The organism is Streptomyces sp. 150FB, from assembly GCF_000818195.1.
Classification (GTDB): Bacteria; Actinomycetota; Actinomycetes; order Streptomycetales; family Streptomycetaceae; genus Streptomyces.
This window is the reverse complement of record NZ_JTHL01000001.1, coordinates 6,367,429-6,378,190: the sequence shown is the minus strand read 5'-3', so window position 1 is coordinate 6,378,190 and position 10,762 is coordinate 6,367,429. Positions and strand designations below refer to the sequence as shown.

The following is a 10,762-nucleotide window of genomic DNA, read 5'->3' as shown; positions in this document are numbered from 1 at the left end:
ACGTAGGGGAATCCGGTGCGAATCCGGAACTGTCCCGCAACGGTGTGATGTGGCGTGCTCTGCCGCGCCCGCGAGTCCGAACACCTGCCGACGGCGCGTCCGGGTCGACCGAGCCGGGCGCCGAGACGTCCGGGCTCCGAGGATGGGCCGGTGGACGCCGTACGCCGTGCTGCCCTTGTCCGGGGTGTACGGGCGGTACGACGGACCCCGATCCCTCCCGACGGCCCGAGCCGAGCGAGGGAGAGCACCACGTGACCATCGCGCCAGCCGATCCTGTTTCAGCGGTCCAGGCGGACGGAAGCGACACGGCGGGAGCCGGGACCGTCCTTCTGCGGATCCTCACCGATCTGACGGCCGATCTGCCCGACGCCGACCCGGGCAAGGTCGCCGCCGCCGTCCTGCGCGGCCGCAACGCCCGGTCGGACGCGGCCGAGTTGCGCGGGCTGGCCGTCGAGGCGGCCGCCGGGCTGATCTCCGAGGACCCCGCGTACTCCCGGCTCGCTGCCAGGCTGCTGACCCGCGTCATCGCCGACGAGGCGGCCGGGCAGGGCGTCGTGTCGTTCTCCGACTCCATCGCCACCGGACATCGCACGGGGCTGATCGGCGACCCCACGGCCCACTTCGTCGCGCTGTACGCGGACCGGCTCGACGCGCTGATCGACACCGAGGCCGACGACCGCTTCGAGTACTTCGGGCTGCGGACGCTCTTCAGCCGCTATCTGCTCAAGCACCCCGTCACCCGCAAGGTGATCGAGACCCCGCAGCACTTCATGCTGCGGGTCGCCTGCGGTCTCGCCGAGAACGACGAGCCGCGTGCGCTCGGCGAAGTCCGGGCGCTGTACCGGCTGATGAGCCGCCTGGACTACCTGCCGTCCTCCCCCACGCTCTTCAACTCCGGTACCCGGCACGCCCAGATGTCCTCCTGCTACCTGCTGGACTCGCCGGCCGACGAGCTGGACTCGATCTACAACCGCTATCACCAGGTCGCGCGGCTCTCGAAGTTCGCCGGCGGCATCGGCATCCCGTTCTCCCGTATCCGCTCGCGCGGTTCGCTGATCCGGGGCACCAACGGGCACTCCAACGGCATCGTGCCGTTCCTGCGGACGCTCGACTCCTCGGTGGCGGCGGTCAATCAGGGCGGCCGGCGCAAGGGCGCGGCCTGTGTCTACCTGGAGACCTGGCACGGGGACCTGGAGGAGTTCCTCGAACTGCGCGACAACACCGGTGAGGAGGCCAGGCGTACGCACCATCTCAACCTCGCGCACTGGATCCCCGACGAGTTCATGCGCCGCGTCGAGGCGGACGGCGACTGGTCGCTGTTCTCGCCCTCCGACGTGCCCGAGCTGGTCGACCTGTGGGGCGACGAGTTCGACACGGCGTACCGCGCCGCTGAGGCGGCGGGCCTGGCCCGTAAGACGCTGCCCGCGCGGGAGTTGTACGGCAGGATGATGCGCACGCTCGCCCAGACCGGCAATGGCTGGATGACGTTCAAGGACGCCTCGAACCGTACGGCCAACCAGACCGCCGAGCCCGGCAACACCGTTCACTCGTCCAACCTCTGCACGGAGATCCTGGAGGTGACCGACGACGGTGAGACGGCCGTCTGCAATCTGGGATCGATCAACCTCGGCGCTTTCGTGCTGGATTCGGGCGAGATCGACTGGGACCGGCTGGACGGCACCGTCGTGACGGCGGTGACCTTCCTCGACCGGGTCGTCGACATCAACTTCTATCCCACGGACCAGGCCGCCCGCTCCAACAGCAAGTGGCGCCCGGTCGGCCTCGGTGTGATGGGCCTCCAGGACGTCTTCTTCAAGAAGGGGCTGCCCTTCGACTCGGCGGAGGCCCGCGCGCTCTCCACGAAGATCGCCGAGCGGATCATGCTCGCGGCGTACGAGACGTCCTGCGCGCTCGCCGAGCGTACGGAGCCGCTGCCCGCCTGGTCGAAGACGCGCACCGCACGCGGGGTGCTGCACCACGACCACTACGACGTCGAGTTGAACTGGCCGGAGCGCTGGAAGGCGCTGCGCGCCAGGATCGCGTCGAGCGGCATGCGCAACTCGCTGCTCCTCGCGATCGCGCCGACGGCGACCATCGCCTCCATCGCCGGAGTCTACGAGTGCGTCGAGCCGCAGGTCTCCAACCTCTTCAAGCGCGAGACGCTGTCGGGTGAGTTCCTCCAGGTCAACTCCTATCTGGTGGGCGAGTTGAAGCGGCTCGGCGTCTGGGACGCACGGACGCGCGAGGCGCTGCGCGAGTCCAACGGCTCGGTGGCCGGGTTCAGTTGGATCCCGGCCGAGGTGCGGGAGCTGTACCGCACGGCGTGGGAGATCCCGCAGCGCGGCCTGATCGACATGGCGGCGGCGCGTACGCCGTTCCTCGACCAGAGCCAGTCGCTGAACCTGTTCCTGGAGACGCCGACCATCGGGAAGCTCAGCTCGATGTACGCGTACGCCTGGAAGAAGGGCCTGAAGACGACGTACTACCTGCGCTCGCGCCCGGCGACCCGTATCGCTCGGGCGGCCGGCGCCCAGGGGGCCGCCGCCGTACGCGTACCCGCGCCCGCCTCCGGACCCGCGCCCGCCTCCGTATCCGCACCGGCCCCCGTACAGGCGTCCGCCGCGACGGCGCCCGACGCGGACGCGATCGCCTGTTCCCTCGAAAACCCCGAGTCCTGCGAGGCCTGCCAGTAATGACCACCAAGAACCTGCTCGACCCGGGCTTCGAACTGACCCTGCGGCCGATGCGCTACCCGGACTTCTACGAGCGCTACCGCGACGCCATCAAGAACACCTGGACGGTGGAGGAGGTCGACCTCCACTCGGACGTCAGCGACCTCGCCCAACTCTCGGCCGGAGAGCGGCACATGATCGGCAGACTGGTCGCGTTCTTCGCGACGGGCGACTCGATCGTGTCGAACAACCTGGTGCTGACGCTCTACAAGCACATCAACTCCCCCGAAGCGCGGCTGTATCTCTCGCGTCAGCTCTTCGAGGAGGCCGTGCACGTCCAGTTCTATCTGACGCTGCTCGACACCTATCTGCCCGATCCCGAGGACCGCGCCGCCGCCTTCGACGCGGTGGAGAGCATCCCGTCGATCCGCGAGAAGGCGCAGTTCTGCTTCCGGTGGATGGACTCGGTGGAGAAGATCGACCGGCTGGAGTCGGCGGCGGACCGCCGCCGGTTCCTGCTGAACCTGATCTGCTTCGCCGCCTGCATCGAGGGGCTGTTCTTCTACGGCGCGTTCGCGTACGTCTACTGGTTCCGCTCGCGGGGCCTGCTGCACGGTCTGGCGACGGGCACCAACTGGGTGTTCCGGGACGAGACGATGCATATGAACTTCGCGTTCGAGGTCGTCGACACAGTGCGCAAGGAGGAGCCCGAGCTGTTCGACGACGAACTCCGGAAGCAGGTCACCGACATGCTGGAGGAGGCCGTCGAGGCGGAGTTGCAGTTCGGCCGTGACCTGTGCGGCGACGGACTGCCGGGGATGAACACCGAGTCGATGCGCGAGTACCTCCAGTGCGTCGCCGACCAGCGGCTCCAGCGACTGGGCTTCGAGCCGGTGTACGGCTCGGAGAACCCGTTCTCCTTCATGGAGCTTCAGGGTGTCCAGGAGCTGACGAACTTCTTCGAGCGCCGCCCCTCGGCCTATCAGGTCGCGGTCGAGGGCTCGGTCGGCTTCGACGACGACTTCTGAGAGCCCCGGAGTTGGCGCGGGCGGGGGCCGGGGCCGGGGCCGCATAGGCTGCCCGCATGACAGCTCCCGCGCGTACGCGCCTGAGGGCGGGCTGCGCCGCGGTGCTCACCCTGGCCGCCGGTCTCGCGCTCACCCTCACGGCCGAGGGCGCCGTCGGCAGCTATGCCGGCGACGCCCTCTACACCGTGCTGGTGTACCTGCTGGTGGTGCTGATCGCTCCCCGGGTACGGCCGTTGACCGCCGCAGCGGTGGCGCTGGTGTTCAGTTGGGCCGTGGAGCTGTTCCAACTCAGTGGTGTGCCCGCCGAGTTGTCGGCCCAGAGTTTCGGGGCCCGGCTGGTGCTCGGTTCCACCTTCAACGCGCCCGACCTGCTGTGGTACGCGGTCGGTGCGGCGTCCGTATGGCTCGTACATGCGAGGGCGAGGGCGAGAGCAGGGACGAGGACCACTGTGCGGGGGCCGGCGCCGGCGCCGCCAACCGCGCCGCCCGGTCCCGGGCCTCTCCCTCCTCGTGTTCCAGGGCCGCGCGGCGGATCCGCCGGTCGAGGGCCCGGTCCTTCAGGAACCAGACCGTCGGAAGCAGAGCAATCAGGGTGAAGAGTGCGATAAGGGCGAGAACCGTCAGGAAGATGTTCATGTCTCTACTGTCGGCGATCCCCGCCGCGAAAGTCAGTGGCAGCACTGTCACCAATCATCGAATTACTGCCAGACTGGCGGCATGCTGAACAACGTCGTCGCCGTCCTGCTGAACGGCGTGCACCCCTTCGAACTGGGCGTCGTCTGCGAGGTGTTCGGCCTCGACCGCAGCGACGAGGGGCTGCCGGTCTACGACTTCGCCGTGGTCTCCGCCGAGGGCCCCGTTCTGACCACGCACGCCGGGTTCACCGTCGGCGGCCTGCACGGCATGGAACGCCTCGAAGAGGCGGACCTGATCACCGTGCCCGCCGGCACCTCCTACGCGACCCGCACCTACCCGCCGGAGTTGCTGGCCGCCCTGCGCCGGGCGGTTGACCGGGGGGCCAGGGTGATGAGCGTGTGTTCCGGCGTCTTCGTGCTCGGCGCCGCCGGGCTGCTCGACGGGCGCAGGTGCGCCTGTCACTGGCAGCACGCGGACGCGGTGGAGCGCGCGTACCCGAAGGCCGACGTCCGGTCGGACGTGCTGTACGTGGAGGACGGCCCGATCATCACCTCGGCCGGCACCGCCGCCGGCATCGACGCGTGCCTCCATGTCGTACGGCAGGACCACGGCCCCGAGGTCGCCAACGCGATCGCGCGCCGGATGGTCGTACCGCCGCACCGCGACGGCGGGCAGGCCCAGTTCATCGCGCGCCCGCTGCCCAGGAGCCCCTGCGACACCGTCGGTGAAACCCTCGCCTGGATGGAGCGGAACCTCGACAGCGAGTTGACCGTCGAGCAGCTCGCGGCGCGGGCCCACATGTCGCCGCGCACCTTCGCGCGCCGCTTCCAGCAGGAGACGGGGACCACGCCGTACCGCTGGCTGCTGCGCCAACGGGTGCTGTTCGCCCAGCAGTTGCTGGAGGCGACCGACGAGACCGTGGACAGCGTGGCGAGCCGTGCGGGCTTCGGGAACGCGGCGGGACTGCGTCATCACTTCCTGCGGACGCTGGGGACGACACCGCACGCGTACCGCCGTACGTTCCGGGGGCCCGCCCGCGTACAGGTGTGATCCTCCTCGCTTGTAAAGATCCCGCGAACGGAACAACCCCCTCCGCCGACTTCCCCTCCTGATCAACGAGACCAGCCATGGTCAGTCGTGATCAACCGGATCGAGGAAGGCCCACCGATGAGGCGCATCGACTTCCCCAGGAACGGCCGTACGGGATGGCGGCGGTGGATCCCGTCCTGGCGCCAGTTCGCGGGACTGTCGGTGTTGTCCGTCGCCGTCCTGGCCGGGCTGTTCGTCGCCGTCTACGAGGCCGTGGACATACCCGACGTGAACGCCTCGGCCCGCGAACAAGCCAGCGTCTACTACTGGGCCGACGGGACGCCGATGGTGACCGTCGGCGCCGTCAACCGGCAGACCGTCAAGCTCGCGCAGGTGCCGCTCCCCCTCCAGCACGCCGTCATCGCCGCCGAGAACGCCGACTTCTACCAGGACTCGGGCGTCTCGGTCAGCGGGATCGCCCGCGCCGCCGTCAACATCCTCAAGGGTGAGGAGACGCAGGGCGGTTCGACGATCACCCAGCAGTATGTGAAGAACACCTACCTCAGCCAGGACCAGACGGTCACCCGCAAGATCAAAGAGCTGTTCATCTCGCTCAAACTCGCCAACCAGGAGCCCAAGAGCGACATCCTCCAGGGCTACCTCAACACGAGCTGGTTCGGCCGCGACTCGTACGGCATCCAGGCCGCGTCGTACGCGTACTACGGCATCCCCGCGAAGAGCCTGAACCCCAGCCAGAGCGCGCTGATGGCGTCGCTCCTCAAGGGCTCCGAGCAGTACGACCCCTCGCTCAGCGCCGCCAACCACAAGCGGGCCGTGGCCCGTTGGAAGTGGATCCTGGACCGCGAGGTCGCCACCGGCTCGATGACGGCGAAGGAACGCGCCGCCTACACGGTCTTCCCCGTGCCGAAGAAGGCCGTCAAGCCGAGCAGCCAGGCGGGCCAGACCGGCTACCTCATCGACATCGCCAACAAGTACGTGAAGTCCCGCAGCGGGCTCACCGACAAGGACTTCGCGCGCGGCGGCTACCGCATCCACACCACGTTCGAGAAGGACAAGGTACGGGCGCTGTCCGACGCGGTGGACAAGGTACGGCACGAGAGCCTCGACCCGGCCAAACGCGCCGCCGACACGTACGTGGAAGTGGGCGCGGCCTCCGTACGACCCTCGGACGGCGCGATCGTCGCGGTGTACGGCGGCGCCAACGCGGTCGAGCACTTCAGCGACAACGCGGACACCGCTGGGGTGCCGGCCGGTTCGGCTTTCAAGCCGTTCGTGTACGCCGCCGCGCTCCAGAACGGCCTGTTCTCCGCGCAGCGCGCTCGGCCCTTCCCGACGTCCCAAGGACCGGTGCCCGGCAAGGCGAACGCGGCCGACGCCCCGGTCGCCGGGAAACCGGGGGCCGGCCTCCTGCCCCCGGCCGGCGCCGTCGGAAAGCTGGACCTGGCGCTGCTCGACGGGCAGAACACGCCCTTCGTGGAGGCCGGGAAGGACGTCGGCCTGGCCAAGGTCAGGGATCTCGCGATCGCCACCGGCCTGCGCGAGGAGAGCATGGCCAAGCTGGAGCCGACGTTCTCGATCGGTACGTCGACGCCCAGCGCGGTCCGGATGGCCAGCGCCTACACGTCCTTCATCAGCGCGGGCAGCCATGTCGAGCCGTACTCGGTGACCCGGGTGGTGCACGGTGGGGCCGATGTCCCCGGTTTCGGCAAGCCGAAGCCCCGGAAGGTGATGGACCCTTCGGTGGCGGCGCAGGTCGGCAGGGCGCTGGCGCTCGTGGCCGCCAAGACGTTCAAGGGGCCCGAGTACCGAAAGTTCCCGGTGGACGGAACGGTCCTGGCGGGGCGTACGGGCGACACCGACCGGATGAAGTCGGCCTGGTTCATCGGCACTTCGAAGGAACTGTCCACGGCGGTGACGATGTTCCGCACGAAGCCCGACGCCCCCCAGCTCCTCGGAATGCAGGGGGTGGGGGGCGCCGACTCGGAGCACGGAAGCGTCTTCCCGCCGCGGATCTGGGCCGACTACACCGGCGCGCTGACGTCCGAGTAGCCCGGCGCGTCAGTCGACCGGGTTGGGCACGGTCTCGTAGCGCGGGGTGTTCTCCGCCATCTGCTTGAGCGCGTCCTTGCGGTCGCGCTTGGAGAGCCGGTCGATGTACAGGTATCCGTACAGATGGTCGGTCTCGTGCTGGAGGCAGCGGGCGAAGTAGCCGGTGCCGTGCACCCTGACCGGGTTGCCCTGGGCGTCCTGGCCCCTGACCACCGCGTAGTCGGGCCGCGGGAGCGCGGCGTACGCCGTCGGGACGGACAGGCAGCCCTCGTTGGAGTCGTCGAGGTTGCGGTCCCCCGGCGGCAGCTCCTCGACCACGGGGTTGCAGACGGCGCCGACGTGCCGTACCCCGTCGTCGTCCGGGCAGTCGTAGACGAAGACCTTGAGGTCGACGCCGATCTGGTTGGCGGCCAGGCCGACGCCCTCGGCGGTGTGCTGGCTGGCGAACATGTCGTCGATCAGCGCGGCGAGCGAGTCGTCGAACTCCGTGACGTCCCGGCACTCCTTGTGGAGCACGGGGTTTCCGACGACGGTGATCGGGCGGGACGTACCGCGCTCGCGGTGAGCCAGTTCGCGCGCCTCGGCGTCCTGTGTGTCGTCGACGAACCCGTCCTCCGGCTCCATGACGGAGGCCCCTCTGTCGTTCCGCTGGTCCGTCTCCTGCTGCGCCATGTCCGCAGTACGCCTTCCTCGGTACCGATGTGCTGCTGCCCGCGTACGCGCCCGCACGGCGCGATGTTGCCCGCACAGCCTAGTACTCCGGCGGCGATCCGCTGATCGTGTCAGCCACGTATCAGACAGGCTAACTTCTCAACTTTCCTTGAGGGGTTAGCCGAGGGGGCGGACGCCGGGGAGCGGGCTGGGGGAACGGACTGGGGAGCGGGGCTTCAGCAGACCTCTTCGAGATCGCGCCACTCACGGCTGTCCGGGCTGTCGGCGACCCAGCCGTCGAGGAGCCCCCTGACCAGTCCGGGCGGGGCCGCGATGCCGCATTCGCGCTCGGGCACCCACAGCTCGCCGGCCGTGCGATGGCCGAGCGGTCCCGGATGGCCGGGCTCGCTGTGATCGTGCGGATCCTGGTGCTCGCCGTCGCCCTCCGCCGTGGGCATCCGGCTCTCCGAGCAGGCCCGGCAGAGCAGCCGTACGGAGGACGACCAGTCCTCGGCGGCGAACCCGGCGTCGGCGGCGAGCCGCTCCAGGGCGTCCCTGTCGTCGTCGGTGGCCGCTTCGAGCAGCACCACCCAGGTGGGTACGGGCGAGGGCGCCCACAGCTCGATCTCGTCGAAGACCGGGTAGGCGCGGGTGGCGCGCCCGGCGCCTTCGGGACCCCCAGCGGTGGTGCGCTCGCCGTTCGGCACGCCGTCGTGCAGGACGACCTCGCCCCAGCGGCGCCCGGAGGACGGCAGCGGGATCGACAGCACCTCGATCCTGGCGGGGTCGAGCCTGCGGCCCCAGACGACCTCGGCCTCGCCCTCGGGCGAGAGCCGTACGGCGGCACTGCCGAGGTCCATGCCGGACAGCACGCCGTTCGCCTCGGCGCTGGGCGGATTGCCGGGCACCTTGAGGCCGTACGCCTGCCAGGCCCGGCGGGCCAGCGGCCAGTCCTGGAGCGCGGTGGCGGCGATCCCGACGTTCCACCAGTCGGGGGCGCCGGTCTCCTTGTCGAGCAGGGCGACGGCGCGCAGTCCCGCGGCGCGTGCCTGCTCCCAGTCGTGCCTGAACTTGTGCAGCAGCGCCAGATTGAACCAGGACTCGGAGAGCCAGGGTTCCAGATCGGCGGCGCGCGTCAGCAGCGCGCCCGCGTCCTCGTACCGGCCGTCACCGATCAGCGTGAACGCGCGGTCGGTGGCCTGCCGCCACGAAGCGGAGGGCCGATGCCGTACCTTCCCGAAGATCCTCACGATTCCCGCCTGCCGGTCGCTCGGGTCAGTGCCCCGGACACCCTCTTCTTCGCATCCAACCATGCCCGGTCGGACGCCCGCTCATTACCCATGGGTTACCCGGCCCCACCAGGTGCCGGACCGCCCCTGGACAGGACGCGCGCAAGGGATTCAACCACCTCGGGCTGGTAGTCGTGACCCGTCCCGAGCCGCAGCCGCTCCAGCGCGCTGAGCGGGCCGCTCGCAGGGGAACTTTCCCCTGTGAGGTCGTCGTACGCATTGACGGCCCGGACAATCCGGGCGGGCAGCGGCTGCTCACGGAACGGATCCGCCTGTTGTTCGACCACGACGGCGACGGTGGCCGGCACTCCGGTCTGCCGGACGACGGCTCCGCCGAGGAGCGCGATACGGCGCTGCTCGGCGACCGGCAGCAGCGCCGTGGCGCCCGCGGGCACGGGGTCGACCAGGGAGAGCTGCCCGATGTCGTGCATGAGCGCCGCGTATTCGAGGACGGTCAGCTCGGAGCCCGACAGGCCCAGCTCGCGGCCGACGGCGAGGCTCAGCTCGGCGACCCTGCGGGCGTGGCCGTGGGGGGTGTATCCGGCGATCTCGGTGGCGCGGGCGAGCGAGGCGATGGTCTGCCGGTAGGTGGTGCGCACGGCCGCGTAGCGCCGGAAGGAGAGCTGGGTGAGCAGCAGCGGTACGCAGAACACGGGCAGCGCCCAGAGTCCCGCGACGGCGACGCCGAGCGCGATGACCGCTCCGGTGGCGCAGACGGCCGAGCCGATGCCGAGGAGAGCGCGCAGTTCGTCACGGAGAAGAGGGCCGAAGGGGTGGCCGCTGCGGGCGCGCAGGACGAGGGCGGCCAGGACGGCGTCGCAGAGCGCGGTCAGCACCAGCAGCAGGAGGAGCAGCACCGCGTAGTACGGGCCCTGGCCGATGTGCTCGCCGAACCGGCCGCTGCCGTAGAGCGGCTGGAAGCAGACGGCGGCGAAGGTGACGGTGAGGACGCGCCGCGCCATGTGGTCGAGCGTCGGGCCGCGGCCTCTGGCGGCGTGCGGTACGGCTCCGGCAAGGGCGGCGGCGACCACCACGGTGAGGGTCCCCGGGACCCCGTGGCTGGTCGGCTGCCCCGCGCTCTGGCCGAGAAGGGCGTACGCGAGCGCGCCCGCTGCCCCGAGCGGCGCCGGCTCGCGCTCCCCGGGCAGGGCGCCCCAGCGGGCCAGCTCGCCGACGGCGATGAGGACCCCGAAGGCGAGCGCGTTGCGGGGCTGGGCGATGCCGTGCAGGAGGGTCCAGCCGACGGAGGTCACGGTCAGCAGGGCGCAGGTGCCGTACAGCGCGGTGACGGTGAGCGGCGTGCGGTGCCGGGTCCGGGGGCCGGCTCCGGTGGCCGCCGCCGCGGCGGCGCTCACGCGGGGCCGCCTCGTACGGCGCGTACCGCCCC

7 protein-coding genes, 1 pseudogene and 1 riboswitch are annotated in these 10,762 nt (G+C 70.4%); of the genes and pseudogenes, 5 read left to right on the top strand and 3 right to left on the bottom strand.

Annotated elements, in window-relative coordinates; genetic code table 11:
- The first annotated feature begins 6 nt into the window (after nucleotides 1-6).
- Nucleotides 7-85: riboswitch (cobalamin riboswitch) on the top strand.
- A gap of 166 nt (nucleotides 86-251) precedes the next feature.
- The 5 genes and pseudogenes from QR77_RS27585 (at nucleotide 252) to QR77_RS27565 (ending at nucleotide 7,435) form a co-directional block, all read left to right on the top strand.
- Nucleotides 252-2,693: a ribonucleoside-diphosphate reductase subunit alpha gene (locus QR77_RS27585; RefSeq protein WP_040024753.1), complete on the top strand. Its 2,442-nt coding sequence runs from the start codon at nucleotides 252-254 to the stop codon at nucleotides 2,691-2,693.
- Nucleotides 2,693-3,700 (top strand): ribonucleotide-diphosphate reductase subunit beta, encoded by a 1,008-nt coding sequence (locus tag QR77_RS27580; RefSeq protein ID WP_173476360.1) that lies wholly within the window; start codon nucleotides 2,693-2,695, stop codon nucleotides 3,698-3,700. The genes QR77_RS27585 and QR77_RS27580 overlap by 1 nt, the downstream gene beginning before the upstream one ends.
- A 56-nt stretch (nucleotides 3,701-3,756) precedes the next feature.
- A pseudogene (locus QR77_RS44060) lies at nucleotides 3,757-4,134 on the top strand (DUF2809 domain-containing protein); the annotation flags it as partial.
- Between the two features lie 283 nt (nucleotides 4,135-4,417).
- Nucleotides 4,418-5,386: a helix-turn-helix domain-containing protein gene (locus QR77_RS27570; RefSeq protein ID WP_040024751.1), complete on the top strand. Its 969-nt coding sequence runs from the start codon at nucleotides 4,418-4,420 to the stop codon at nucleotides 5,384-5,386.
- Between the two features lie 117 nt (nucleotides 5,387-5,503).
- Nucleotides 5,504-7,435 carry a transglycosylase domain-containing protein gene (locus QR77_RS27565; RefSeq protein ID WP_052489730.1) on the top strand — a complete coding sequence of 644 codons (1,932 nt, stop codon included), beginning with the start codon at nucleotides 5,504-5,506 and terminating at the stop codon, nucleotides 7,433-7,435.
- Between the two features lie 9 nt (nucleotides 7,436-7,444).
- On the opposite strand, the gene def is transcribed toward QR77_RS27565, so the two are convergent.
- The 3 genes from def to QR77_RS27550 all read right to left on the bottom strand — a co-directional run bounded on the left by def (nucleotide 7,445) and on the right by QR77_RS27550 (nucleotide 10,637).
- The gene (gene def, locus QR77_RS27560; protein ID WP_040024750.1) at nucleotides 7,445-8,107 is read right to left on the bottom strand and encodes a peptide deformylase; all 663 of its coding nucleotides are present in this window, start codon (nucleotides 8,105-8,107) and stop codon (nucleotides 7,445-7,447) included.
- A 215-nt stretch (nucleotides 8,108-8,322) separates the two neighbouring features.
- A complete protein-coding gene (locus QR77_RS27555) occupies nucleotides 8,323-9,336 on the bottom strand; it encodes a tetratricopeptide repeat domain-containing protein (RefSeq protein ID WP_040028756.1) in 1,014 nt (337 codons plus the stop codon).
- A 95-nt stretch (nucleotides 9,337-9,431) separates the two neighbouring features.
- A complete protein-coding gene (locus tag QR77_RS27550; RefSeq protein ID WP_236711168.1) occupies nucleotides 9,432-10,637 on the bottom strand; it encodes an HD domain-containing protein in 1,206 nt (401 codons plus the stop codon).
- Nucleotides 10,638-10,762: the final 125 nt, after the last annotated feature.